This is a genomic window from Streptomyces sp. NPDC006450 (genome assembly GCF_040612195.1).
GTDB lineage: Bacteria > Actinomycetota > Actinomycetes > Streptomycetales > Streptomycetaceae > Streptomyces.
Genome location: NZ_JBEXPT010000007.1, coordinates 74,608 through 100,233 on the forward strand (window position 1 = coordinate 74,608; position 25,626 = coordinate 100,233).

At 73.1% G+C, this 25,626-nt stretch carries 23 protein-coding genes and 1 pseudogene; 13 read left to right on the forward strand and 11 right to left on the reverse strand.

Translation table 11 applies throughout. The features are described 5' to 3' along the window. Positions 1-406 precede the first annotated feature (406 nt). Complete coding sequence (locus ABZY57_RS04955) at positions 407-682, reverse strand: hypothetical protein (RefSeq protein WP_356508212.1); 276 nt, start codon at positions 680-682, stop codon at positions 407-409. A 186-nt stretch (positions 683-868) separates the two neighbouring features. Beyond that, the gene (locus tag ABZY57_RS04960; RefSeq protein WP_356508214.1) at positions 869-1,549 is read right to left on the reverse strand and encodes an SMI1/KNR4 family protein; all 681 of its coding nucleotides are present in this window, start codon (positions 1,547-1,549) and stop codon (positions 869-871) included. Between the two features lie 170 nt (positions 1,550-1,719). On the opposite strand from ABZY57_RS04960, the gene ABZY57_RS04965 reads away from it, so the two are divergent. Continuing rightward, entirely contained in the window at positions 1,720-1,929 is a 210-nt protein-coding gene (locus ABZY57_RS04965; protein WP_356508215.1) for a hypothetical protein, read from the forward strand. Between the two features lie 122 nt (positions 1,930-2,051). Here the strand turns inward: ABZY57_RS04965 and ABZY57_RS04970 are convergent, their stop codons facing one another. The 5 genes from ABZY57_RS04970 to ABZY57_RS04990 form a co-directional block, all read right to left on the reverse strand. Further along, positions 2,052-3,242, reverse strand: a complete 1,191-nt coding sequence (locus ABZY57_RS04970; protein ID WP_356508216.1) for an acyl-CoA dehydrogenase family protein — start codon at positions 3,240-3,242, stop codon at positions 2,052-2,054. A 326-nt stretch (positions 3,243-3,568) separates the two neighbouring features. After that, positions 3,569-4,807, reverse strand: coding sequence for an LLM class flavin-dependent oxidoreductase (locus ABZY57_RS04975; protein WP_356508217.1), 1,239 nt, complete (start codon positions 4,805-4,807; stop codon positions 3,569-3,571). 127 nt (positions 4,808-4,934) lie between these two features. Next, on the reverse strand, positions 4,935-5,456 hold the full coding sequence (locus ABZY57_RS04980; RefSeq protein ID WP_356508219.1) for a hypothetical protein: 522 nt from the start codon (positions 5,454-5,456) through the stop codon (positions 4,935-4,937). Between the two features lie 26 nt (positions 5,457-5,482). Continuing rightward, the gene (locus ABZY57_RS04985; protein WP_356508221.1) at positions 5,483-6,319 is read right to left on the reverse strand and encodes a class II fructose-bisphosphate aldolase; all 837 of its coding nucleotides are present in this window, start codon (positions 6,317-6,319) and stop codon (positions 5,483-5,485) included. Further along, on the reverse strand, positions 6,316-7,218 hold the full coding sequence (locus ABZY57_RS04990; RefSeq protein ID WP_356508222.1) for an SIS domain-containing protein: 903 nt from the start codon (positions 7,216-7,218) through the stop codon (positions 6,316-6,318). The genes ABZY57_RS04985 and ABZY57_RS04990 overlap by 4 nt, the downstream gene beginning before the upstream one ends. Positions 7,219-7,436: 218 nt before the next feature. Here ABZY57_RS04990 and ABZY57_RS04995 point away from each other — a divergent pair, with 218 nt between their 5' ends. From ABZY57_RS04995 to ABZY57_RS05010, 4 genes are all read left to right on the forward strand, one after another. Beyond that, positions 7,437-8,216, forward strand: a complete 780-nt coding sequence (locus ABZY57_RS04995; RefSeq protein ID WP_356508223.1) for a DeoR/GlpR family DNA-binding transcription regulator — start codon at positions 7,437-7,439, stop codon at positions 8,214-8,216. 281 nt (positions 8,217-8,497) lie between these two features. Then, the gene (locus tag ABZY57_RS05000; RefSeq protein WP_356508225.1) at positions 8,498-8,875 is read left to right on the forward strand and encodes a hypothetical protein; all 378 of its coding nucleotides are present in this window, start codon (positions 8,498-8,500) and stop codon (positions 8,873-8,875) included. A 550-nt stretch (positions 8,876-9,425) separates the two neighbouring features. Continuing rightward, on the forward strand, positions 9,426-10,196 hold the full coding sequence (locus tag ABZY57_RS05005; protein ID WP_356508226.1) for a helix-turn-helix domain-containing protein: 771 nt from the start codon (positions 9,426-9,428) through the stop codon (positions 10,194-10,196). Beyond that, on the forward strand, positions 10,193-11,008 hold the full coding sequence (locus tag ABZY57_RS05010) for a helix-turn-helix domain-containing protein (RefSeq protein ID WP_356508228.1): 816 nt from the start codon (positions 10,193-10,195) through the stop codon (positions 11,006-11,008). Before ABZY57_RS05005 ends, ABZY57_RS05010 begins: the two co-directional genes overlap by 4 nt. A 34-nt stretch (positions 11,009-11,042) precedes the next feature. On the opposite strand, the gene ABZY57_RS05015 is transcribed toward ABZY57_RS05010, so the two are convergent. The 3 genes from ABZY57_RS05015 to tdh form a co-directional block, all read right to left on the reverse strand. Further along, positions 11,043-11,957 (reverse strand): LysR substrate-binding domain-containing protein, encoded by a 915-nt coding sequence (locus ABZY57_RS05015; RefSeq protein ID WP_356508230.1) that lies wholly within the window; start codon positions 11,955-11,957, stop codon positions 11,043-11,045. 260 nt (positions 11,958-12,217) lie between these two features. Next, positions 12,218-13,426, reverse strand: coding sequence for a glycine C-acetyltransferase (locus ABZY57_RS05020; protein ID WP_356508232.1), 1,209 nt, complete (start codon positions 13,424-13,426; stop codon positions 12,218-12,220). Positions 13,427-13,551: 125 nt separating this feature from the next. Continuing rightward, positions 13,552-14,586: an L-threonine 3-dehydrogenase gene (gene tdh, locus ABZY57_RS05025; protein WP_356508234.1), complete on the reverse strand. Its 1,035-nt coding sequence runs from the start codon at positions 14,584-14,586 to the stop codon at positions 13,552-13,554. Between the two features lie 206 nt (positions 14,587-14,792). On the opposite strand from tdh, the gene ABZY57_RS05030 reads away from it, so the two are divergent. Next, positions 14,793-15,704 carry an alpha/beta hydrolase gene (locus ABZY57_RS05030; protein ID WP_356508236.1) on the forward strand — a complete coding sequence of 304 codons (912 nt, stop codon included), beginning with the start codon at positions 14,793-14,795 and terminating at the stop codon, positions 15,702-15,704. Between the two features lie 110 nt (positions 15,705-15,814). Here ABZY57_RS05030 and ABZY57_RS05035 read toward each other — a convergent pair whose 3' ends face one another. Continuing rightward, positions 15,815-16,747 carry a class I SAM-dependent methyltransferase gene (locus tag ABZY57_RS05035; protein WP_356508238.1) on the reverse strand — a complete coding sequence of 311 codons (933 nt, stop codon included), beginning with the start codon at positions 16,745-16,747 and terminating at the stop codon, positions 15,815-15,817. A 183-nt stretch (positions 16,748-16,930) separates the two neighbouring features. Here ABZY57_RS05035 and ABZY57_RS05040 point away from each other — a divergent pair, with 183 nt between their 5' ends. From ABZY57_RS05040 to ABZY57_RS05070, 7 genes and pseudogenes are all read left to right on the forward strand, one after another. Further along, positions 16,931-19,360 (forward strand): SpoIIE family protein phosphatase, encoded by a 2,430-nt coding sequence (locus ABZY57_RS05040; RefSeq protein ID WP_356508240.1) that lies wholly within the window; start codon positions 16,931-16,933, stop codon positions 19,358-19,360. Between the two features lie 212 nt (positions 19,361-19,572). Then, the gene (locus ABZY57_RS05045) at positions 19,573-20,523 is read left to right on the forward strand and encodes an STM4015 family protein (RefSeq protein WP_356508242.1); all 951 of its coding nucleotides are present in this window, start codon (positions 19,573-19,575) and stop codon (positions 20,521-20,523) included. Next, positions 20,520-21,662, forward strand: a complete 1,143-nt coding sequence (locus ABZY57_RS05050; protein ID WP_356508244.1) for an STM4014 family protein — start codon at positions 20,520-20,522, stop codon at positions 21,660-21,662. Before ABZY57_RS05045 ends, ABZY57_RS05050 begins: the two co-directional genes overlap by 4 nt. A gap of 1 nt (position 21,663) precedes the next feature. After that, the gene (locus tag ABZY57_RS05055) at positions 21,664-22,482 is read left to right on the forward strand and encodes an STM4013/SEN3800 family hydrolase (RefSeq protein ID WP_356508246.1); all 819 of its coding nucleotides are present in this window, start codon (positions 21,664-21,666) and stop codon (positions 22,480-22,482) included. Then, on the forward strand, positions 22,479-23,819 hold the full coding sequence (locus ABZY57_RS05060; protein ID WP_356508248.1) for an STM4012 family radical SAM protein: 1,341 nt from the start codon (positions 22,479-22,481) through the stop codon (positions 23,817-23,819). The genes ABZY57_RS05055 and ABZY57_RS05060 overlap by 4 nt, the downstream gene beginning before the upstream one ends. Before the next feature lie 29 nt (positions 23,820-23,848). Then, positions 23,849-24,769, forward strand: a complete 921-nt coding sequence (locus tag ABZY57_RS05065; RefSeq protein WP_356508250.1) for an STM4011 family radical SAM protein — start codon at positions 23,849-23,851, stop codon at positions 24,767-24,769. A 38-nt stretch (positions 24,770-24,807) separates the two neighbouring features. Further along, positions 24,808-25,548, forward strand: a pseudogene (locus ABZY57_RS05070) (APC family permease); the annotation flags it as partial. Positions 25,549-25,626: the final 78 nt, after the last annotated feature.

The following is a 25,626-nucleotide window of genomic DNA, read 5'->3' on the forward strand; positions in this document are numbered from 1 at the left end:
GCATTCAAAAATTACTGAACTTGCCGCGTTCTCACACATGCTTACCGGTAGCCGCCGCCCCATTCCACGAAGGACTCCTCCGGGTCGCATCCGAAGGCTTCGACGGGGAGGGCGAAGGCACGTCCTCGTTGGGACGGTCGTCAGGCTGGTGGCCATGGCGTACGTCGGAGTGCGGCTCGAGGCCCGAGGCCCGAGGCCCACATGAAGTCGCCGGCACGCGTGACCTTCAATGACCGCTCAGGAATCATCCGCTGAGGCTAACGCCCCGGTCAGGCCGTTCAATATCCGGGGCGGCGTGCGCCGGAGCGGGGTTGGCGGGCCGGCTACCACGCTCAGAGGCCACCTACGGCGCCAAAGGGCCAACTAGAAAGGCAAGTCTCAACGGACGGCTGTCGCGCGCGGGGCTCTAACGCGGTTCGTAGGCCGCCGCCCGGCAGGCGCCGGTCGCGGCGCCGCCCGCCACTCCGGCGGCGGTCAGCCCGGTCACGCAGCTCTCCAGGTCGCCGACCACGCCACGGCTGCAGGCCGCTGTGACGGAGTCGGAGTCGGTGGCACCGGCCAGTTCGGCCATCTGTACGCAGGCGGGGATGTCCGCCCGGACCGCGGGAGCGGCGACGAGCGCACCGCCGAGGGTGAGGGTGAGGCCGGTGAGGGCACCGGCGATACGGGTCGACGCGTGCATGGGACGCACCTGCCTTCCGGGTTGGTTGCGCGGCCCCGGTCCCGGCGGCCGGATCCACGCCGTGAGGCCGCTTGGCGGCGCTGGGGCGCGGACCGGATGAGATGCGCTCCGGCCTCCGCTCGCGGGCCCTCACTCCAGCGTCGCATCCTCGCCCCCGCACGTCCTGGGCACCGCTGGACGTCGCCCTCAAGTGACTTGGTGTGCGGTGAGCTCAGCCTTGTGCAGCCAGTCGGTGTACCAGCGTGCGAAGGTGACAGGCTTCCCGTCCTGGTCGAGGAGCGGGACGAGGTCGGCGCCGTCTGCCCGGCAGTCGGACCAGACGGTGCCGCGGTGGGCGCCGCTGATGATCAACCACTCGCGCTGGGCGCAGCCGAGGTGGGAGATCACGATGGCGCCGGCGGTGCGCTCGGGGGCGAACATCAGAGATTCCCAGCGTTCGTCCCACGCCTCGATGGCGTCGTCGAAGTCCTCGATCTCCTCGAAGTCCTCCTCTTCGGGGCGTGCGGCGAGAAGTGCGTCGAGGGCTTCGGGATCCGGGCCGTGCTCGGGAAAGGGCCGAGCGAGCATGGCCAGGTCGGCCAGGTCGGCTCCGTCCCCTTCCCAGCGCCAGCGGCCCTGCACGCGGCGCACGGGGAAGAGGCCGTAGGCGGGACCCGCGCCGCCGGCGCCCACGCACGTAAGGAAGCTCCGGTAGCCATCCGGCAACCGCACGCCTACCTGCGCTTCGAGGTCGGCAAGCCCGTCATCGGTCAGCGGGTCTTCCAGGACCCACCGGTGCCCGTGCGAGCCGAACACCTCGCGGCTCGACGGCTGCGCGCCCAACGAGACCACACGGTGACGGACACCACCCCACTGCTGATCAGCCATGCCCGGACCGTACGAGGAGCCACTGACAGCGAGCCGGCGGGACAACGAGAACGCTCACAGGAGCCAACGAGGAAGCTGAGTCTCACCTCCCGCCCAACAGGACGTGCCACCGGCATGGGTGAGAAGCTGAAAAGTGCCCCAATCGACGCAATCCGTGAAAGGGGAACCGAATGCGCATTCGACGAACTATTGCCGCCGTCATCGCCACGGCAGCCCTCGCCGGACTGGGCCTCACAGGCGCCGCCACTGTCGCCAGCGCACAGGGTGTCCCATCCGTCGTCACCCCCTCCGAGTGCAGGGAGGGCGGCGGTACGCCCGCGATCAATGAGGACGGCAACTACTGCAAGGGCGGTACGAAGGACGGGGAGCAGGTCGACTGACCCCCGCGGGGCGCCCCGCAGCCACGCCCCGCGGCCACGCGCCGCGGGGCGCTCCGCGCGGGCGGAGCCAGGAGGTCGCAGGGATTGTGCCGACCCGTTCCGCTGTCGGCCGCGAAAGCCGGTCAGCGGCGCACCCTCGGCATGCCGAGGCCGATCCACGAGATGATCTCGCGCTGGATCTCGTTGTTGCCGCCGCCGAAGGTGAAGATGACGGCGCTGCGGTAGCCGCGTTCCAGTTCGCCGTGCAGGACCGCGCCCGCGGAGCCGTCCTTCAGGGAGCCGGCCGCGCCGACCACCTCCATCAGCCAGGCGTACGCGTCCCTGCGCGCCTCGGAGCCGTAGACCTTGACGGCGGAGGCGTCCTGCGGGGTGAGGGTGCCGTCCTGAACGGCGTTGACCATCTGCCAGTTCAGCAGCTTCATCGCGTCGAGGCGGGCGTGGGTGCGGGCGAGGCGGCCGCGGACCCAGGAGAGGTCGATGACGCGGCGGCCGTCGGCGAGCTTGGTCTCGGCGGCCCAGCGCTGGACGTCGTGCAGGGCGCGGATGGCCATGGTGCCGTGGGCGGCGAGGGTGACGCGCTCGTGGTTGAGCTGGTTGGTGATCAGCCGCCAGCCCTTGTTCTCCTGGCCGACGCGGCGGCTCGCGGGCACCCGGATGTTCTCGTAGTAGCTCGCCGTGGTGTCGTGCGAGGCCAGGGTGTTGATGAGGGTGCAGGAGTATCCGGGGTCGGAGGTCGGTACGAGGAGCATGGTGATGCCCTTGTGGGCGGGGGCATCCGGGTCGGTGCGGACGGCGAGCCAGACCCAGTCGGCGGTGTCGCCGTTCGTGGTCCAGATCTTCTGTCCGTCGACCACGTACGTGCCGGTCTCCTCGTCGCCCTCGCGGACGGCCTTGCACTTGAGGGCGGCGAGGTCGGTGCCGGCGTCGGGCTCGCTGTACCCGATGGCGAAGTCGATCTCGCCCGCGAGGATCTTGGGCAGGAAGTACGCCTTCTGCTCGTCGGTGCCGAACTGCATGATGGTCGGCCCGACGGTGTTGAGCGCCATCAGCGGCAGCGGTACGACGGCCTGCGCGGCCTCGTCGAAGAAGATGAACTGGTCCATGGGCGACATCCCGCGCCCGCCGTACTCCTTGGGCCAGCCGACGCCGAGCCAGCCGTCGGCCCCGAGCCGGCGGATGGTCTCCCGGTAGAAGCGCTTCTGCTCCGCCGGGTCCTCGTACCGCGCGTAGACGTCGTCCGGGATCAGTTCGGCGAAGTAGGCGCGCAGCTCGGTGCGCAACCGCTGCTGCTCAGGCGTGTATTCGAGGTGCACGGCCCCTCCGGGTCTCTCGTGGCTCAAGGTCTCGTGGCTCAAGGTCTGATGGCTCAAGGGGCGCGCGGCCGTCCGCCGCCGCCGCGGGGGCAGACTAGAACCTGTTCCAAGAATCCGGAAGGGTCAGCGGGCGGTCAGCGGGCCACCACCCCGATTCCGTCCTGTCCGGGCCGGATCAGGACCTTGATGTGCTCCTCCGGCCGACGCAGGGAGGCGAGGGTGGCGCCGAACTCCTCGGGCGGGTACGTCGAGCGCCTGCCCGGGGCCGGGCACGGGATCCGGGTGCTCCCGTACGCGGAACCGGCCGTCCTCGAACACCGCGGCCCTCAACGAACCTCTCCCCTGAGGGCGATGGCGTCCATCGTCGACCGGCGCAGGGCCCCGACGAACCGTTCGCTGTTGCGCCCGGCCCACTCCAGGCTGGCGCGGCGGGATTCGGCGTGGCCGGTGAGCCGGGGGACGACCCGCTCGGCGAAGAGTTCCAGGCTGCGCAGGGCGGCCGCGGGCTCGGCGAGGTCCAGCCGGAGGATCAGGAAGGTGCCGAACCCGCCCGACTTCTCCGCGAGTTGCTCGATCCGCCGTACGGCGTCCTCGGGAGCACCGATGACGGCCCGGCCGAAGGTGGGCAGCCCTTCAGTGGTCCACCGCTCGACGGCGCCGGCCGGGGTGGCGCAGCCGTCGAGGCGGGTCCCGCTCAGCTTCTCGATGTACTCCACGATGTCGGGCGTGCCGTACTCGGCTTCACGCAGGGCCTGTTCGCGGGTCTCGGCGAGGTGCACGGGGGTGACCAGCCGCCAGGTGGAGCGGTCGGCGCGGCGGCCGGCTTCGCCGCAGGCGCGCTCGTGGGCGGCCCAGTTGGCGTCGAGCACCGCGTACCCGGTGGGGTCGGCGGCGGCGAGCGAGAGCATCCCGAGCCCGTGGCGCCCCGCGAGCACCGCCCCGGTCGGCGACACGGCGGAGGCGACGGCCACATCGAGCTCCCGAGCCCGGTAGGGCCTGAGCTGGAGCCGGGCCTCCTCCAGGGCGAACCAGTCGGTGGCGGCCGTGACCGTCTCCCCGCGCAGCAGTCGCACGATGGCGTCGAGGGAGTCGGCCGTCATCGCGCGGGAGTGGAGCGGGTCGACGCCCATCATGAAGGCGTCGGAGGGCAGTTGGCCCGGCCCGACGCCGAGCATGGCACGGCCCCGGGACTGCTGGTCGAGCTGGCAGATCCGGTCGGCGAGGATCAACGGCTGGTGGTACGGGAGGGAGTTGACCCCGGTGCCGAGCATGATCCGGCTGGTGCGTTCGGCTGCCGCGGCGAGGAACACCTCGGGCGAGGCGATGATCTCGTACCCGGCGGAGTGGTGTTCGCCGGCCCACAGCTCCTCGTAGCCGAGCCGGTCGAGGTCGGCCGCGAGGTCGAGGTCCCGGCGCAGCTGGAGCGCCGGGTCACCGTCGGGGCGGTGGTAGGGGGCGAGGAAGACCCCGAAGCGGTGCGGGAGGTACGGCTGCGGCGGCGCCTGCGACTGCCGCAGGTGCGCGGTCGCGTGCGGCGGTACGTGCTGCGGCGCGTGCGGTGGCATGTGCGGTGGCCTTCCCTCGGCGGCGCCTGCTCTGCTCCGGCATCCGACGAAACACCGCCCGGGCCGCGGCTTCAATGCCGCCGCGGCCGTCCTCCCACTGAGTGGGAGGACTCCCGTGGGCCGCTGCTCAGGTGTAGAGGAAGACGTAGTCGAAGTACACGAGGTCGCGGATGCCGTCGAAGCGGAAGGTGCCCGACGGGATCATGTCCAGGCCTTCTTCCAGAGCGACCCTGTCGTACGTCTGGCTCTGCTTCCAGGCCGCGCTGGAGGGTATGTACGGCTTCAGCGGGGCGGGCATCCCGGCCAGCGGCCCGACCTCGAAGCGGTGGGCGGGATCGCGCATGATGCGGTTCGCGGTGCCCTGCTTGAGGCGGGCCACCCCGACCAGCCGCATCCGGGAATCCGGGCTCGGGACCGCCCGGTCGTTGGTGGACTCGTCGATGTCGTATCCGAGCCAGTGCGCGTCGGACACGTCGCCCAGCGCGGTCCAGAAGCGCCGGTTGAGCGGCGCCAGATCGGTGCGGACCTTCTCCGCGTTCTCCTCCTCGGGCCACATCGCGTAGCCGAGCCCCGCCGCGCCGAGCAGCAGCGGGGCCCCCAGTCCCAGAAGGAGCCGCCGTCTGCTGCTGAGGCCCTGCTGTGTGCTCATCAAAGTCCCCCCGATGCCCGTTCCCGTCAGTTCAGGGCGCTGATCATAGCGGCGGCCGTCGCCGTCATCGCCTCCCGTGCGGCGGTCAAATACGGGCGGGGATCCGCGGGGGTCAGATGGGTGCGGATGGCTTCGGTCATCGCCACGTTCAGCGCGGTGCCGATGTTGACCTTCCGGATGCCGCCGGCGACGGCCGCGGCGAGTTCCGCGTCCGGCAGACCGGAGGAGCCGTGCAGGACCAGCGGCACGTCGACCGTCTTGGCGAGGCGGCCGAGCAGCACGTGGTCCAGGGCCGCGGTCCGGCTGGTCATGGCGTGGCTGCTGCCGATGGCGACGGCCAGTGCGTCCACACCGGAGTCGGCGACGAACCGCCGCGCCTCGTCCGGGTCGGTACGGGCGCCGGGTGCGTGCGGGTCCAGTGGCGCGGCCCCGTTCTTCCCGCCCACCTCGCCCAGTTCGGCTTCGATCCAGAGCCCGTTGACGTGGGCCCAGTCCGCGGCGGAGCGGGTGGCCTCCAGGTTCTCGGCGTAGGAGAGATGCGCCGCGTCGTACATGACGGAGCTGAATCCGGCGTCCACGGCCTGCCGCAGCAGTTCGGAGCTCTTGACGTGGTCCAGGTGCAGCCCGACCGGGACCCCGGCGGCCTCGGCGACGGCCACGGCCGCGCGGCTGATCGGCAGCAGTGCTCCGCCCCGGAACGTGACGGCGTTCTCGCTGAGCTGGAGGACCACGGGCAGTCCGGCCGATTCGGCGCCGGCGACGACCGCTTCGGCGTGCTCCAGCGTGATGATGTTGAAGGCGGCGACGGCGCGGCCCTGGGCGGCGGCCTCCAGGACGAGCCTGCCGGCGGGGACCAGGCTCATCGGACGGCCTCCTCTCCCGTGGTGAGGATGACGGACCGGGTCAGATTGCGCGGCGCGTCCGGGTCCAGCCCCCGGTGGGTGGCGACGGCGATGGCCAGGCGGTGGACGCGGACCAGTTCGGCGAGCGGGTCGAGGTGCCCGGCCACCCACTGGGCTCCGGTCCCCCGGACCTGTTCGGCGAGCCCCTCGGGCGCGTCGCCGAGCGACCAGGTGGCGGTGCCGGGCGCCGAGACGCTGATGGGGCCGTGCCGGTACTCCATGGCCGGGTAGGACTCGGCCCAGGCCAGGGCGGCTTCGCGCATCTTCAGCGCGGCCTCGTTGGCGAGTCCGACGCTCCAGCCGCGCCCGAGGAAGGTGAACTGGCCCCGGGTCTCCAGCTCCGCGGGGAGCGGGTCGGCCAGTGCGGCGCGCGCGTCGGCGACGACGGACGGGCTGTGCAGGCCTACGTGGGCGCGCAGCAGGGTGAGGGCGGTGGTGGCGAAGCGGGTCTGGACCACGGACTGCTCGTCGGCGAAGTCGAGTACGACGAGCTCGTCCGCGAGGGTCATGACGGGCGTGGCGGGGTCCCCGATGACGGCGGTGGTGGGCACGCCCGCGTCCCGCAGCCCGGCCAGCAGGTCGAGGACCTCGGTGGTGGTTCCGGACCGGGTCAGCGCGACGACCCGGTCGTAGCGCCGGTGGTGGGGGAACTCCGAGGCGGGGAAGGCGTCGGTCTCGCCCTGCCCGGCTTCCTCGCGCAACACGGCGGCGGCCTGGGCCATGTAGTACGAGGTGCCGCATCCGACGATCGCGGTACGCTCCCCCGGCCGCGGCAGCACCGCCCGGTGTTCCCGGGCCAGTTCGGCGGCCTGCTCCCAGCATGCGGGCTGCGTGCCCAACTCGTACGCGACATGGCTCATGGCGGCTCCTCAGCGCGGTGCGTGCACCCTGAATGCGTGTTCTTGCAAGATAGTGGGCTCTTTCACGCAACTTCAAGCATCTCAGGGATGATCTCCTGCGTTAATCTCGACGCGTAGGCCAAGAGGGAGCGCCGAAGCGAACGGCGAAGCGACTACCGAAGGCGCGATCGAAGCCACGATCGAAGACGAGACCGAAGAGATCACCGAAAGGGCGGCCGATGACCCGCAAGGAACGCTGGCAGACACTGCTGGACCTGCTGGTGGAGCGGGGCGAGCTGGAAGTGGAGCCCGCCGCCGAGGCCCTCGGCGTGTCCGCCGCCACCATCCGGCGCGACCTCGACCAGCTCGCCGAGCAGCAGTTGCTGGTCCGCACGCGCGGCGGAGCGGTCCTGCACGGGGTCAGTTACGAACTCCCGCTGCGCTACCGCACCTCGCGCCGGGCCGCCGAGAAGAGGCGCATCAGCGAAACCGTCGCGGCGCTGATCGTCCCGGGCGAGGTGATCGGCCTGACCGGCGGCACCACGACCACCGAGGTGGCGCGGGCCCTGGCCGCCCGCCCCGACCTCGCCACCGGCTCCCCCGCCCTCACCGTGGTCACCAACGCCCTGAACATCGCGGGCGAGCTGGTCATCAGACCGCAGTTCAAGATCGTGCTCACCGGTGGTGTCGCCCGGCCCCAGTCCTACGAGCTCACGGGCCCCCTCGCCATGGAGGTGCTGGGACAGCTCTCCGTGGACACCGCCGTCGTCGGCGTGGACGCCTTCGACCCGGCCGACGGGGCCGCCACCCGGCACGAGGACGAGGCCGCCATGAACCGGCTGCTCTGCGAGCGCGCCCGCCGCGTGGTGATCGCGGCCGACTCCAGCAAGCTGGGCGTCCGCGCCTTCGCCCGCATCGTCCCGACCGACGCCGTGGACGTGCTGGTGACGGACACCGGCCTGGCCCCTTCGGTGGCCGAGGCCTTCGAGGCGGCGGGCGTGGAGGTCATCCGAGCCTGAGCGCGCGGCCGGGGAGGCGGCGCCGGCTGACGAGGCCGGCCCCCGCGTGGTGAATTCCGATGACCCGGCCGACCGAATTACATTCGGCCATAATCGCCAATCGGACAACGCGCCATATTACATGGAATTCCCTGGCGGTCATTTTCCGGGAGTTGTCGGTATGGGCGTGAATGAATGATCGGATGACGGGCCGGAAATACTCTGGGAAGGTCGGTCGCGGAGTGCCAGGATTGCCTCGATCGCACACGGCGATTGATTGACAATTCTAGTTCGGGGGATTTATGAAACTCCTGTCACATCGCGGCCGGATCCGCGTCGGCATGCTGGTCGCGGCCACCGCGGGCACTCTGGTCATGGGGCTGGCCAGCCCGGCCTCCGCGGCCATCGGGGTCCCGGGAGACCGGTACGGGGTCTACTTCGAGGCCAACGGCGACAAGCTCCAGGCCTGCGACAACAACCCCGACGGATGGGGCGTCTACGGCGAGCTGTGGGTCAACGGCGTGTACAACCGTTCGGTCACCACGCAGGGCCACGCGTCTCCGTACTGCACCCCGTGGAAGACGGGCGACATCCAGGAGCCGGCCAACGTCGAGGTCAAGGCGTGGCTGCGCAGGGGCAGCGACTGGAAATGGGTCGGAAGCGCGTACGGCCAGGCGTAATGAGGTCGGCCTTCGACCCTGAGTGATGCCAATATGGCGGCCCGGCCTCCTGGATGAGGCCGGGCCACTTTCATTCCCCCGTCAATTCCCCCGTTATCTCCTCCATAATTTCCCCCGCTACTTCCCCCGTTGTTTCCCCCGTCAATTCCCCCGTTGTTTCCCCCGTGCTGTCGGTCCCTTGCCGTTCCCCCGTGGTTCCCCCGATTCGGCTTTCCTCGTTCAGCTCAGGCGCGCCTCCCCCCACACCCCGGCGCGCGGCCTGCCCCGGGTGGCTGCTCACGAAGGTGCATGCGCTGCTCCCCCTCTGTCGTCGACCGGCCATCCGGCCCGTGTCCGCAGTGACTCTCCTGCGCCAACTCGGCGGCGTCCAGCGCGCTCGGCGAACGGGGTCAACGTGGGACGTCCCACGCCCTGACCTGCTGGGACGTCCCGCGCCGGGACGCTCTCATGGGACGCCGGGAGCGAAAGGGATCACGCCAAGCCGTGCGAAACGCTGGAAGCCCGGAGGCCGGGGCCCGATGCTGGACCCCGGACTGAGGGGGACGAACCAGTGGCGCGTTGGAAGGAACTGCCCGCCGCACTCGACGGGCGGGAGCAGCGGCTCGTCGCAGAGCTGCGGCGGCTGAAGGACCACAGCGGGCTGAGCCTGGCCGCGCTCGCGGCGAAGACCGGTTACAGCCGTTCCTCGTGGGAGCGGTACCTCAACGGGAAGCAGCCGGTGCCCCGCGAGGCCGTCGAGGAGCTCGCGGCGGTGTGCGGGGTGGAGCCCACGCGTCTGGTGGTGCTGCACGACGTCGCCGTACGGGCCCGGCGGGACGCCCCCGGCCGGACGGCCACCGCGGTGCTGGACGGCGGGCAGCCGCAGGAGGATCGGGACGGCGTCGCGGAGGAGCCGGCGCCGACCGTTCGCACGGTCTCCCTGCGCGGCTTCGTCGCGGGGGTCGTCGCCGCCGTGGCCCTGTCCTTCACCGCAGGGCTGCTGACCGGTGGCGTGTGGGCCGACGACGGGAAGGCGGCCGCGGACACCGGGAAGTCCGGCTACCGGCGCGGAGTGGCGTACACGTGCGACATCGGTCGCCAGGACGGAGATCTCCGCGCCGGGCACAGCACCAACCGGGAGATCCTGCTCGACATCAACAGCACCGGTTTCGACGTCGTCGAGGTCCAGTGCCTGCTGCGCGAGCACGGCTTCGACCCCGGCACCACGGACGGCCTGTACGGCCAGACCACCAAGGACGCCGCGACACGGTTCCAGGCGGCGCGCGGGCTGGTCGCCGACGGCATCGTCGGACCGAAATCCTGGGGAGAGCTGCGCAAGTGACAACACCCGCGGAGGGTGGGCAGCTCGCCGCCGAGATGCGGCGGCTGCGGGAGCGCACGGGCCTGAGCCTCGCGGCCCTCGCCCGGCGCACTCCCTACAGCAAGTCCTCGTGGGAGCGGTACCTCAACGGCAAGCAGCCCGCGCCCCGGCAGGCCGTGGAGGCGCTGTGCGCGGTCGCCGGCGAGCAGCCGACCCGGCTGCTGGCCCTGTGGGAGCTCGCCGACGCAGCCTGGAGCGACCGTGGCCGGCCGGCCGCGGAGGTACCCGGCGCCGAGCCCGGTACCCGGCCTCGTGCCGAGCCCGCCGCTCCGGGCCGGCCGTGGGTGGCCGTGGCCGTCGGCGCGCTGTGCGTCGCCGTGCTCGCGACGGCCTCGGTGCTGCTGCTCCGCGGGGCCGGGCGGGGGGCGGACCCGGCCGATCCGGCCGATCCGGCGTCGGAGAAGCCCATCCGCAATCCCGGATGCCTGGCGGCGAGCTGTGCGGGCAAGGACCCGCTGAGCATGGCGTGCGGGGGAGCCGGCATGGTGACCACCGCACTGACCGCAACGGCGCCGGGCGGTCGCCAACTGGAGCTGCGCCACGGCGAGTTGTGCCAGGCGGTGTGGGTGCGGGCCTCGGGGCTGAAGGACGGGGACCGCGTCGAGCTGTCGGTGCCGGACGGTCCGGCACCCCAGGAGCTCAGGGTGACCGTCCGGGACGTCGGCAAGTACGTGGCGACCCCGATGGTGCCGGCGGTGGAGGGGCCGGCCGGCGCCCGGTTCTGCCTGACGCCGGGCAGCCCGGCGGAGGGCGGCCGGGTCTGTTTCGGCTGACCGGGCCACCCCCGGTGGCCCTGGGGCCGTGCCGTCAGTGCGCCGGGAGCCGGCCCGCCTCGCGGGCGAGGGCGGCCAGGACCGGGGCGATCAGCGGATGCGTCTCGGCGCCGCGCCGGGTGGCCGCGAAGACCCTCCGGGTCGCCGCCGGGCCGCTCACCGGGCGGACCTGGACCTCCTTGAGTTCCATGCCGCGCAGCGCCGAACGGGGCACCAGGGCCACCCCGGCGCCCGCGCCGACCAGCGCGACCACGGCGCGGAAGTCGTCGGAGGAGTGCACCAGCCGGGGCTGGAACCCCGCGAGTTCACAGGCGAGCTGCATGACGTCGTGGCAGGGGTTGCCGGGGTACTGGCCCACCCAGTCGGCGTCCGAGAGACCGGCCAGCGGCACTTCCGGCAGGTCGCCGAGGCGGTGGCCGGCGGGCAGGACGGCGTCGAAGGGTTCCGCGTACAGCGGGAGCACGGACAGTCTGCCGTCGTCGGCGCCGGGGGCGCCCCGGTACTCCACGGCCAGGGCCAGGTCCGCCTCGCCGTCGAGCAGCAGCGGCAGGCTCTGGTCGCCCTCCGCGTCGCGGACGCGCAGCCGGATCCCGGGGTGGTCGACGGCGAGCCGGGCGATGGCCGGGGCCAGCACCTCGGCGATGCCGGTGGCGAAGGCCGCCACGGTGACGTCACCCGCCGAACCGCCCGCGTAGGCGGCGAGTTCGGCCTCGGCCCGCTCCAACTGCGCCAGGACCTCGTGGGCGTGCCCGAGCAGGATCTCGCCGGCCGCGGTGAGGCGTACGCCCCGGCCGCTGCGGGTCAGCAGGACGTGCCCCGTCTCCTGCTCCAGGGCCGCCAGCTGCTGGGACACGGCGGAGGGGGTGAGGTACAGCGCTGCGGCCGCGGCGGTCACCGTACGGTGGTCCGCGACGGCCCGCAGGATGCGCAGCCTCCGGGGGTCGATCACCCTGCCATTCTCGCAGGCCGCAGCCCCTCTGCGGGCCGCGCCCCGAGACACCGGGCAGGGCTCCGCCCAGTCCTCTGGGGCTCAGCCCCGGACCCCGCCTCCAACACCGGCGGGGCTGAGTCCTCACAGACCGCCGACGGGGCTGAGTCCTCACAGACCGTCGGCGGTCAGGTGACGACATCGCTGGACCGGACCGTCGGCGGTCACGTGACGACAGGCTCCGGCCCCATCCAGCCCCTCAGGCGTCGAGGAGCGCGGGGTCAGGCTTCGACGCCCGCCAGGGACGCCCGCGCGTCGATGAAGGCCGCGATCGCACGTTCCACGTCGGCCGTCGAGTGCGCGGCCGAGAGCTGGACGCGGATCCGCGCAGCACCCATCGGCACCACCGGGTAGGAGAAGCCGATCACGTAGACCCCGCGCTCCAGGAGGAGTTCCGCCATCTTGGCCGCCTCCGCCGCGTCACCGATCATCACGGGGGCGATGGCGTGGTCGCCGGGCAGGATCTCGAAGCCGGCCTCGGTCATCTTCGTACGGAAGAGCGCGGTGTTGGCGGCGAGCCGCTCGCGCAGGTCGTCGGCCGACTCCAGCAGGTCGAGGACCTTGAGGGAGGCCGCCGCGATGACCGGGGCGAGGGAGTTGGAGAAGAGGTACGGGCGCGAGCGCTGGCGCAGCAGCTCGACGATCTCGGCGCGCGCCGCGACGTAGCCGCCGGAGGCTCCGCCCAGCGCCTTGCCGAGGGTGCCGGTGATGATGTCCACGCGGTCCATGACCCCGTGCAGTTCGGGGGTGCCGCGGCCGCCGGGGCCGACGAAGCCGACGGCGTGCGAGTCGTCGACCATGACCATGGCGTCGTAGCGCTCCGCGAGGTCGCAGATCTCGGCGAGCGGGGCGACGTAGCCGTCCATGGAGAACACGCCGTCGGTGACGATCAGCTTGCGGCGGGCGCCGCCCTCGGTGGCTTCCTTGAGCCTGGTCTCCAGCTCCGCCATGTCGCGGTTGGCGTAGCGGAAACGGCGGGCCTTGGAGAGGCGGATGCCGTCGATGATCGAGGCGTGGTTGAGGGCGTCGGAGATCACCGCGTCCTCGGCGCCGAGGAGGGTCTCGAAGACTCCGCCGTTGGCGTCGAAGCAGGAGGAGTAGAGGATCGTGTCCTCCTGGCCGAGGAAGGCGGAGAGCCGCGCCTCCAGCTCCTTGTGCACCTCCTGCGTACCGCAGATGAAGCGCACGGAGGCCATGCCGTAGCCCCAGCGGTCCAGGGCCTCCTTCGCCGCGGTGACCACCTCGGGGTGGTCGGCGAGACCGAGGTAGTTGTTGGCGCAGAAGTTGAGGACCTCGCCTGCGGCGCCGCCCGAGGTCACCGCGACGGCGGCGTTCTGCGGGGTGCCGATGACGCGCTCGGGCTTGTGCAGACCCGCGGCGCGGATCTCGTCGAGGGTCGTACGGAGGTCCGCGCGGACGGTCTCGAACATGTGCGGTGCTCTCTTTCTCCTGGTGCGGCGGAGGGAGGGGGCCGGGCCCCGCGGAGGGGGGGAGGGTGCTGCGGGGCCCGGCCGGAGGGAAATGGTCTGTGGGACTGGAGGGCTGGACGCCCGGGCTAGGCCTGGGTCCAGTCCAGGATGATCTTGCCGCTGCGGGCGGTCGCGGCCTCGTCGAACGCGGCCTCGAAGTCCCCGTAGGCGTAGCGGCCGGTGATGACGGGGCTGAGGTCGAGCCCGCCCTCCAGCAGCACGGTCATCGCGTACCAGGTTTCGAACATCTCGCGGCCGTAGATGCCCTTGATCGTGATCATCGAGGTGACGACCTTGGCCCAGTCGACGGCGAACTCCTGCGCCGGCAGGCCCAGCATGGCGATCCGGCCGCCGTGCGTCATGTTGTCGATCATGTCGCGCATGGCCTCGCCGCGGCCGGACATCTCCAGGCCGATGTCGAAGCCCTCGCGCAGGCCGAGCTGGGCCTGCGCATCGGCGATGGTCGCCTTCGAGACGTCGAGCGCGAGGGTGGCGCCGGCCTTGCGGGCGATCTCCAGCCGCTCCGGGCTGACGTCGGTGATGACCACGCTGCGCGCTCCCGCGTGCCGGGCCACGGCCGCCGCCATGATCCCGATGGGGCCCGCGCCGGTGATCAGTACGTCCTCGCCGACCAGCGGGAAGGAGAGCGCGGTGTGCACGGCGTTGCCGAACGGGTCGAAGATCGCCGCGACGTCGAGGTCCACCTTGGTCCGGTGCACCCACACGTTCTGCGCGGGCAGCACCACGTACTCGGCGAAGGCGCCGTCGCGGCCCACTCCGAGCCCGATCGTGCTGCGGCACAGGTGGCGGCGCCCGGCCAGGCAGTTGCGGCACTTGCCGCAGACCAGGTGGCCCTCGCCGCTGACCAGCGCGCCGACCTCGATGTCCGAGGACACGTCCGAACCGAGCGCGGCGACCTCTCCGACGAACTCGTGGCCGAGTACGAGGGGGGTCTTGACGGCGCCCTGCGCCCAGCCGTCCCAGGAGCGGATATGCAGGTCCGTCCCGCAGATGCCGGTGCGCAGCACCTTGATCAGCACGTCGCCGGGGCCGTACTCCGGCTCGGGAACGTCCATCAGCCACAGCCCGGGCTCGGCCTTGTGCTTGACGAGTGCCTTCATGGGGGTGGCTCCAGGCATGCGGAAGGAAGCGCTACGGGGCGTGCGGGCCGGGCAGCGTTCGGACGACACCAATCTGCCGACCTGCGGGTGATCAGTCCATCGAGGATTTCTTAAGCGGGTCCACAGCCCAGCTTCACGCCTATGCTCCTGGGGTGACGGGCAGGGGCCGGGGCGTGGGCCGGGCCGGGAATGGGGAGGTGAGGGGCGTGCCGAGTCTGCGCAGCAGGGCGCTTTCGGTCGCGCTGATCGCGGCGGGACGGCGAAGACGGTTCGGGAGCGCCGAGGCGGTCCGTACCCGGGTGGCGGAGTCGATGCGGCGCCCGGCGTCGCACCTCCCCCCGCGTTCGCTGGGGCGGGTGGCGGAGGTCTCGCGGACCTTCGTCGGGGCCTGGCCGGTGTACGAGGTCTCGCCGCTCGGCGCGGAACCGGCCGCCCGGGTGCTGTACGTGCACGGCGGCGGCTACATCAACGAACTGGTCCGGGCGCACTGGTCGCTGATCCGGACCCTGGTCACACAGGCGCAGGCCCGGGTCGTCGTACCGGCGTACATACTGGCGCCGCGCGGAACGGCCGACCGGACCGTCCCGGTCGCCGCCGATCTGCTCAGCGGCCTGATCGCGAGCGGCGGCGCGGGCGGCACCGTGCTCCTCGGGGATTCGGCGGGCGCCGGGCTGGCGCTGGCCGCGGCGCAGCGGCTGCGCGACCGCAACGGGGCGCAGCCGTCCCGGATCGTGCTGATCTCGCCCTGGCTGGACGTGTCCATGAGCCATCCCGACCAGGCGGCCATCGAGGCGGGCGACCCGTTGCTGGCCCGCCCCGGGCTGCGGGAGGCCGGACGGCTGTACGCGGGCAACCTGGCGGCCGACGATCCCCGGGTGAGCCCGCTGCGCGGATCGTTCGCGGGGCTGGCACCGCTGACGGTGTTCACGGGCACCCGGGACGTCCTGACGACCGACAGCCGCGAACTGCTGAACCGGGCGCGGGCGGCCGGCGCCGAGGTGGAGTTCGTCGAGGAGCCGGGCCTGCCGCACGCCTACCCGCTGCTGCCGCTCCCGGAGGGCAGGGCGGCCCGCGACCGGATCGTGGAGCTGGTCCGCGCGGCGGCGGCGGAGGCCTGAGCCGCCGCCTCCCGGGCCGCACGGTGCTGCGGATCGGGACGGCCCCCTCAGGCCGCGCGGGCAGGGCGCGCCTCTCAGGCCGCGCGGGTCAGGCACTCCCCTCAGCCCCCTCAGGCCACGCAATTCATCAGAGAGCCGACGGGGGCCGTGCGGTAGCGGGCCCAGTAGGTCTCGTCCCGGATCTCGCACGCGGGCGGAGTCCTGGTCGGCTGCCAGGTCACGGTGGCGAAGCCGGCGTCGGCGGCGGCCTCCGCGAAGTCGGCGTGGGCCCATTCGCGGCATTCGAACGGGACCGGCGGGTCGGTCTCCAGCCGGGCCCGCAGCAGCGGGGCGTCCCCGCCGGGGGAACGCTCGACGACGCTGATCCCGTACGGCTCCCAGTCCGCGTAGGGGAAGGCCCCCGGGTTCGGCACGATGGCGAGGAGCCGCCCGCCGGGGCGCAGGTTGGCCCGTACGGCGCGGAACATGGCGTGCAGTGCGGTCCGGTCGTGGGCCTGGTTGAACAGGTACACCGCGGTGGCCAGGTCGAACGGTCCCAGGGCCGGCAGATCGGCAGCGGCGTCCGCGACGACGTACTCGACGGCGTGCGGGAGGTCCGCGCAGGTCTCCCGGGCCCGGCGGATCCGGTCCGGGCAGCTGTCGACGCCCACGGTCCGGCGGGCCCCGCCGCTCGCCAGCAGCCGGGTGGTGCTGCCGTGTCCGCAGGCCAGGTCGAGGGTGTCGAGGCCGCGGACACCGCCGAGGGCGTCCAGGGCCGTGCTCAAGGTGAAGGCGTCGGCGACCGAGAAGGCCGGCGGGGGCGTTGACGTGTCGTACTGCTGTCGCATGTCCGCAAGCCTGCCCGCCCGCGGCCACGGGACGGCGGCCCCCACCCCGGAGCTCCCCCGGACGGGGGAGGCGTTCGGATCAGTCCGTACGGCGTACGGGCCGTACGGGCGTACGGGCCGTACGGGGGGCAGGGCGACCAGGGTCGGCCGCGGGGTGACGGCGGAGCCGTCCGGTCGTGCAGCCGCGGCGACGTCGGTCATGGTGAGCGCGACCACGACGGGGATGTCGGTGTCGAGGATCTGCGAGAGGAGGTGAGGAGGTACAGGTTGCGGGCGGGGCCGGCCGCGAGCCGGCGCCGGCTCCCGCCGCACCACTACGCGTCCGATGATCGGATCCGATGGCGGCGGGGAGGGCCCGCGGGGTGTGCGGAAGGACCGGCCCGAGCGCATTCTGGAGGGGTGACGGCGAGACCGGACACCGGCGGCCCCGTTACCGACGCCACGGCCCAGACGCTCGCCCGGGCCACTCGCGATGCCGTGGTGGCCGCCGGCGGGTACGCGGGCGGGGTCTACCTGCGCTCCGGCACCGAGGGACTGCTGCTGATGGCGGCCGTGACCGGGATCCCGGGCCCGCTGTTCCGCCCCTGGTGGCGGATGCACGTGAACCGCCCCTACCCCGTCGCCGAGGCCTACCGGTCCGGCCAGTCCGTGCACCTGCCCGACGCGGAATCGGCGATGCGGCGCTTCCCCCAGCTCATGGCCGGTCTGCCGTTCCCCTTCGGATCGCTCTACGAACCCGTGACCCGCGGCCGCGAGCGCTACGGCGTCCTCCTGGTGCTGCGCCCCGCGACTCCCGGCGTCCCCGTCGGGCCCGGCGACCGGAAGCGGCTGCGCGCGGTGGCCGCCAGGCTGGCCGGGGAGCTGGCCGCGCTCTCCGCGGGCGGGGCCGAAGTGACCTGGGAGGGCGATCCGGTGTGCCTGCCCGGTCCCGCGCCGGCGGGCAACCCGCCGGGCGGCCCGACAGCGGCCCCGGCGCCGGCCCCGGCAGGCGGCGCGGCCGACAGTGGGGCACACCGCCACCGGGGCAGCCACCCCGGCAGCACCGCGGACGACCCCGCCGCCGGTGCCCGCGCCGCCGTGGACCGCCTCGACCTGGCCGTCCTGTCGGTGGACCGGCAGGGCGTGATCGGCTTCACCAACTCCGTCGCCCGCTCCGCCGCCCCGACCCTGCTCGGCTCCGACGGAGCGGAACTCACCGGACGGATGCTGTGGGAGGCGCTGCCCTGGCTCGGACACCCCGCCTACGAGGACCACTTCCGTGCCGCGTTCCTCGCCCCCACCCCGATCCACTTCCAAGCCACCCGGCGCGGACCCCAGCCCTCCTCGCAGTGGCTGTCGGTGGGCCTGCATCCGGGGATCGACGGGATCACCGTCACCATCGCCACGGCCGAACCGCCCACGTACACGCCCGAGTCGGTGATGCGGCCCGGCGCGGGGGTCGGGGCCCCCGGCCTCGGTTCGCCCGCGGACCGGGCTTCGGCCCTGTACCGGCCGGTGGCGCTGGCGATCGCGCTGACCGAGGCGGTGACGGCCCGCCAGGTGTCGATGGTGGTCACCGACGAGCTGCTCCCGGCCTTCGGCGGGAGGCAGTTGGCGATCTACCTGCTGGGGGAGGGGCATCTGCACCTGGCGTGGGAGACCGGATTCCCCCAAGGGTTCCTCAACCGGTTCGACGGAGTGGCGCTGGACGTGCGGCTGCCCGGGGTGGAGACCCTCACCTCGGGCCGCCCGCTGTTCTTCGAGTCGATGCAGCACTTGGCCGCCGCCTACCCGGGGATCGAGCTGGACGCCCATGTGGGCGCCCGGGCCTTCCTCCCCCTGATCGCCTCGGGCCGGCCGGTCGGCTCGTGCATCCTCGGTTTCGACGCCCCGCGCGGGTTCAGTCCGGAGGAGCGTACGGTGCTCACGGCGCTGGCCGGGCTGATCGCGCAGGCGCTGGAGCGGGCCCGGCGCTACGACAGCGAGTCGGCGCTGGCCCGCGGGCTCCAGGCGGCGCTGCTCCCGCACCGGCTGCCGGTCCACGAGAACGTGGTCACGGTGGGGCGGTACCTGCCCGGCACGGCGGGGATGGACGTCGGCGGCGACTGGTACGACGTCATCGAGACGGGCGGCGGGCGGCTCGCGCTGGTCATCGGCGACGTCCAGGGCCACGGGGTGGCGGCCGCGGCCACGATGGGCCAACTACGCAGCGCCGTACGGGCCTTCGCGCTCAGCGGCAACGAGCCCGAGCAGGTGATGCGCGGCACGAACGAGCTGCTCATCGACCTGGACCCGGGTCAGTTCGCCAGCTGTTGCTACGTCCTGCTCGACCCGGGGTCCGGTCTCGCCCTCGCCGTCCGCGCCGGGCACCCCCAGCCGCTGCTGCGGCATCCGGGCGGCCGGACGGAGGTGCTGGACCTGGCGGGCGGGACGGTGCTCGGCGTCGACGCCGGGGCCGTGTATCCGGTGACCCGGCTGCGGATCGGGCCGGGGGCGGTGCTCGCCCTGTACACCGACGGGCTGGTGGAGATCCCGGGCACGGACATCGACGTGGGAGTGGAGCGGCTGCGCGCCGCACTGGCGACCGCCGGTCCCGCTCCGCTGACCGAGACGGCGGACCGGCTGGTCGCCGAGGCGGGGCACTCCGCCGACCGGCCGGACGACATCGCCCTGCTGCTGGCGTCCCGCACGTCCGCCCCGGAGGTGGCAACCCCGGAGGCGGTCACCCCGGACCGGACCGACGCGGAGCGGACGGATGCGGGCCGGACGGACGCGGATCTGGCCGACCCCGACGGGGCCCGCGGCGTGGGGGACGGTCCGCGCGCGGAGCCCCGTAGGACGGACCCGTAGGGCGCGAGCCGCCCGAGGAACTGCTGCGCCTGTGCCCTCACCCGCGAGGGCCGCCCACCGGCCTTTCCCCGCGCGGAACCGGGCGTCGGCCGAGGCGGCCCGCTCGGGCGGCTCCTGCCGCCGCGGGCTGTCGGTGGGGCTTGGTAGAACTGTTGTCGCACGACACACACGGCCGGGCACCACCACCCGCCATACCGTCAGGAGCTGGGCACATGACCATCGGGACCCACCTGAGCGAGCTCGGCGGCCTGCCCGCCTTCGACTTCCCGGGACCCAAGGACGCCCGTGAGCTGCCGGAGGCCGGGGCCGTGGCCTGGCGGATCTCGGTGGGCACGTACGACGCCGAAGAGGAATGGCCGCAGGCCTTCGCCCGGTTCACCGCATCCGTGGACACCCGGCGGGTACGGTCCCTGATCGTGGGCGGCTGGTCCGAGGCGTACGACGCCTCCAGCGCGGTGATCGTCGGGGCGCTGGTCGAAGCCGCTCCGAAGTTCCCCGCGCTGCGGGCGCTGTTCGTCGGCGACATCACTTTCGAGGAGTGCGAGATCTCCTGGATCCAGCAGTCGGACGTGGGTCCGCTGCTGCCGGCGTATCCCGCGCTGGAGGAGTTCGCAGTGCGCGGCGGAGAGGGGCTGCTCTTCCCGCCCGTGGAGCACGCGGCGCTGCGCGTGCTGCGCCTGGAGGCCGGCGGGCTCCCGAAGGGCGTGGTGGCCGGGGTCGCGCGGAGCGATTTCCCGGCCCTCACCGAGCTCGACCTGTGGCTGGGCACCCCCGACTACGGCGGCGATGCCGAAGTCGGCGATCTGGAGCCGTTCCTGAGCGGCGAGCGGCTGCCCGCCCTGCGCCGGCTCGCGCTGCGCAACAGCGAGATCCAGGACGCCGTCGCGGCGGCGCTCGCCACCGCTCCGGTCGTGGAGCGGCTGGAGGTGCTCGACCTCTCCATGGGCGTCCTGACCGACGAAGGCGTCGAGGCCCTGCTGGCGGGGCGCCCCCTGACCCATCTCACCAAGCTCGACCTGCACCACCACTACGTCGGCGAACCGCTTCGGGAGCGGCTGAGCGCAGCACTCGTCCCCCACGGCGTGGAGGTGGATCTGGGCGATCCCCAGACCGCGGACGTCGATGACGACGCCGAGTACCGCTACGTCGCGGTCGCGGAGTGACGCGTACTGCTCCCGTGGCCTTCGCCGTCGTCGGCAACCCGGGCAACCGCCGGGTCGCCCTCTTCCAGGAGGCCGTGCGCGCTGCCGGACTGCCCGCGGCGCGGGTCGTTCCGTGGCGGGACGTGCTGGCCGGCCGGGCCGTCTTCCGGGCGGGCGAGTGCGTACGGATCGAGTCCCCCGGTGAGGACCCCGAGGTGGAGCGGCTGCTGCGCGGGGTGGTCGACACCACCCGGGTCGAGGGCACCGGACGCTGGTACCGGCGGTTCACCGAGGCGGTGCGCGCGGTGGCGGAGGGCGTGCGGTCGGCCGGCGGCACGCTGACGGCCGATCCGGACGAGCTCGCGGTGCTCTTCGACAAGCGGCTCTGCCACGGGGTGCTGGCTGCTGCCGGGACGCCCGTGCCGGCCTCCCCGACCTCGGGCCCGGCGGCGGTCCGCGCCCCGGTGCGCGGCTGGGAGGAGGTCCGGGCGGTGCTCGCCCTCCCCGGCTACCGCCGGGCGTTCATCAAGCTCGCGCACGGCTCATCGGCCTCCGGGGTGCTCGCGGTCGAGACGGGCGCGGGCGGCCGGATCCGTGCCACCACGTCCGTGGAGCGGGCCCCTTCGGGGGCGCTGCACAACTCGCTGCGCCTGCGGCGGTACGAGGACGAGCGGGTGATCGGCGCCGTCGTCGACGCCCTGGCCCCCGACGGCCTGCACATCGAGCGGTGGCTGCCGAAGGCTTCCCAGCAGGGGCGTTCGGCCGATCTGCGGGTGGTCGTCATCGGCGGCCGGGCCACCCACGCCGTGGTCCGCACGGCCGCGGGTCCGCTCACGAACCTGCACCTCGGCGGTGCCCGCGGCGATCTCGACGCGGCCGTGGCCGCCGTGACGGCGGCGGGCGGCCGCTGGGAGACGGACGCGCTCGCCGTCTGCGAGCGGGCGGCGGCCGTCTTCCCCCGCACGCTGTGCGTCGGGGTCGATCTGCTGCCCGCCCTCGGCTGGCGGAGCTTCGCCGTGGGCGAGGTCAACGCCTTCGGGGACCTGCTGCCCCGGCTGACGGGACTGCCCGGCTCGCCCGCCGAGGGCCAGGACACCTATGCGGCCCAAGTGGCCGCCGTACGACAGGAACAGCATGCACACGCCCCCGTCCGTCCCTGACATGAACGAGGTCGTCGGTCGGGACGACCTGCTGCTCGTCACCCTCGACACGCTGCGCCACGACGTGGCCGCGCGGCTGGCCGCGGAGGGCCGGATCCCGAACCTGGCCGCGCACCTGCCCGGTGGGACGTGGGAGCGGCGGCACGCGCCGGGGAGTTTCACCTATGCCTCCCACCAGGCGATGTTCGCCGGCTTCCTGCCCACCCCTGACGGGCCCGGTCCGCATCCCCGGCTGTTCGCCGCCCGGTTCCCGGGCAGTGAGACCACCGCCGGGCGCACCTGGGTGTTCGACACCCCGGATCTGGTGTCGGGGCTGGCCGGGGCGGGCTACCGGACCGTGTGCGTGGGGGGCGTCGGCTTCTTCAACAAGGCGGCCGCGCTGGGCTCCGTACTGCCCGGGATGTTCCAGGAGTCGCACTGGGAACCGGAGTTCGCAGTGGCGTCGCCGACCTCCTTCGAGGCCCAGGTGTCCCGCGCCGAGCAGGTCGTGGCCGGACTGCCGCACGACCGGCGGCTGTTCCTCTTCCTGAACGTGTCGGCGATGCACCAGCCCAACTGGTTCCACTCCCCCGGGGCAACCGCGGCGGACGGCGACAGCCTGGAGACGCACGCGGCCGCGCTGGAGTACGTCGACCGGCACATCGGACGGCTCTTCGACGCGATGCGCTCGCGGCGCCGCTGCTTCGCGATCGTCTGCTCCGACCACGGGACCACCTACGGGGACGACGGGTACACCGGGCACCGGCTCGCTCACGAGGCGGTCTGGACGGTCCCGTACGCACAGTTCCACCTGAACCACGAGGAGCCCGTCCCCCGATGAACTTCGCCACCCCGTACGAGAATTACGTCTACGCCTACCCGCACAAGACGGCGTACCGGCCACTGCCCGAGCGGCCGGAGCTGAGCACGCTGTGGTCGGAGCAGCCCAAGGACTCCCTCTCGCTCTACCTCCACGTCCCCTTCTGCGAAGTGCGCTGCGGGTTCTGCAACCTCTTCACCCGGATCGGCGCGCCGGAGGGACTGACCACGGCCTACCTCGACGCGCTGGAGCGGCAGGCGGGTGCGGTCCGGGGCGCGTTGGGCCACGAGGAGCCCGTGCGCTTCACTGCCGCGGCCTTCGGCGGCGGGACGCCGACCTTCCTGACGGCGGCCGAGCTGGAGCGGCTCTGCGACATCGCGGAGAAGGCGGCGGGCGCCGATCTGCGGGCGGTGCCGCTGTCGGTGGAGGCCTCGCCGGCCACGGCGACGGCGGACCGGCTCGCCGTCCTGGCCGACCGGGGGACGACCCGGCTGAGCCTGGGCGTACAGAGCTTCGTGCCCGACGAGGCGCGTTCCGCCGTGCGTCCGCAGAAGCGGGCGGAGGTGGAGGCGGCCCTGTCGGTGATCCGGGACGCGGCGATCCCGGTGCTGAACATCGACCTGATCTACGGCATAGACGGGCAGACGGAGGACAGCTGGCGGTACTCCCTGGACGCGGCCCTGGCCTGGCGGCCGGAGGAGCTGTACCTGTACCCCCTGTACGTGCGCCCCCTGACGGGCCTGGGGCGCCGGCCCGCCGACGCCTCGTCCGCCGGCTGGGACCAGCAGCGGCTGCGGCTGTACCGGGCCGGGCGGGACCACCTGCTGGCCGCCGGGTACGAGCAGGTGTCGATGCGGATGTTCCGCCGGACCGGTGCCCCCGGGGAGGGCGCCGAGCAGGATGTCGAGCCGGGTGCCTGCCAGACGGACGGCATGATCGGCCTCGGCTGCGGGGCCCGCTCCTACACGGCCGAGCTGCACTACTCCTTCGACTACGCGGTCGACATGCGGCAGATCCGCACGATCGTCGACGACTACGTGCGCCGCCCGGAGGAGGACTTCGCGCGGGCCGAGCACGGCCGGTGGATCGGCGCGGAGGAGGCCCGGCGCCGGCACCTGCTGCAGTCCCTGCTCCAGGCGCGCGGCATGCCCGTGAGCGAGTACCGGGAGCGGTTCGGGACCGGTCCGTGGGAGGACTTCCCGGTGGAGCTGGGGGCCTTCGCGGAGCGCGGCTGGCTCGTGGACGACGCGGAGCTGCTGCGGCTGACCCCGGAGGGGCTGGCGCACTCGGACGCGGCCGGCCCGGTCCTGTTCTCGGCGGACGTACGGGCCACGATGGCCGCGTACGAGCGCAAGTGACGGGGGCCGGGGCGGCGGGCGGGTCGCCGATGGACCTGACGGTCCTCTACCGGGGCCCGCTGTCCTCCTGCGACTACGACTGCCCCTACTGCCCGTTCGCCAAGCGGCGGGACAGCCGGGAGCGGCTGACGGCCGACCGGGCCGCCCTGGAACGGTTCGCGGGCTGGGCTGCCGGGAACACCGGCGACCGGCTGTCCGTCCTGTTCACCCCGTGGGGCGAGGGCCTGGTCCGCTCCTGGTACCGGCGCGCCCTGGTGGAGCTGTCGCACCTGCCGCACGTGCGCCGGGTCGCGATCCAGACCAACCTGAGCGGCCGCACCGGCTGGACCGCCGAGGCCGATCGGGACACGCTCGCGCTGTGGTGCACGTACCACCCGGGACAGACCCCGTACGACCGCTTCCTGGGCAAGTGCCGGGAACTGGCCTCCGCCGGGGTGCGGTTCAGCGTGGGCGTGGTCGGCCTGCCGGAACACCTCGCGGAGGCCCGGCGGCTGCGCGCAGCGCTGCCGCCCGAGGTCTACCTGTGGGTCAACGCGGCGGAGGGGCACGCCTACACCGATCCGGAGGCGGCGAACTGGACCGCCCTGGACCCGCTCTTCCCGTTCAGCCGCCACCCGCACCGCTCGGCGGGACTGCCGTGCCGCACGGGCGCCTCGGTGATCTCGGTGGACGGCGCCGGCACGGTCCGCCGCTGCCACTTCGTGAAGGCGGAGCTGGGCAACCTCTACGACGGCTCGTACCGGGCCGCCCTGCGCCCGCGCGCCTGCCCCCTGGCGGTCTGCGACTGCCACATCGGCTACGTCCACCTGGAGACGCTCCCGCTCTACGACGTCTTCGCGGGCGGTGTCCTGGAGCGGGTCCCGGCGGCCGGCCCGGCGGCCGTCCATGCCGCGGACCCTGCTCTCGGCGCGGCCCGGGTGGGCCTCCCGGTCGTCTCGGTCACCCCGTGACACGGGAGCGCGGCGAGTCGGCAAAGCGGAGGGAAATAACGGCCGTCTACCTCTCGGAGGAGCTGGAGAACCCGCGCCGCAACGTCCCGCGGACCGTGCTGGCCACCCTCACCATCTCCGCCGCCGTCATCCTGGTCCCCGTCATCGCCATCACCCTGGGCGCCCCCGACCTGGAGGCGCTGACCTCCGGCGACCTCGGCACCATGGTGACCGCCTGGTCCAACTCGGCCGTCGGCACCTTCGTCAGCCTCTGCGTGGCCCTCGCCATCGTCAACGCCGGCATCGTCATGGTCATCCAGAACTCCCGGGTGCTGTTCGCCTCCGCCCGCGACAAGGCCTGGCCCGCGCCCGTCAACTCCGCGCTCTCGCGGCTCGGCCGGTTCGGCTCCCCGTGGGTGGCCACCCTGCTCGTCGGCATCCCCGGCGCGGCGATGTGCTTCGTCGACCTGGACACCCTCTACGGGGTCACCGGCGTGTCGGTGACCGGCATGTACCTGCTGGTCGCCGTGGCCGCGCTGGCCGGCCGCCGCGGGGCGCACCGCGAGACGGCCGCCTGGCGGATGCCGCTGTGGCCCGCCGTCCCGATCGTGCTGATCCTGGTGTTCGCGTACATCCTCACGCAGCAGGAGACCCAGTACCTGCTGTGGACCGGCGGGATCACCGCCGTCGCCACCCTGTACTGGGCGCTGTACCTGCGCCCGCGCAAGGACACCCGCTGGCTGGTCAGCATCCCGGTGGACGAGGACAACCCGGCTCCGGCGCCGGCTGCCGCCGTGTAGCGGTCGACCGGCGGAGCACAGGTGCGGGGCCACGGGTTCCCCCCGTGGCCCCGCACCTCTTCTCCGTCCGCCGGGCGC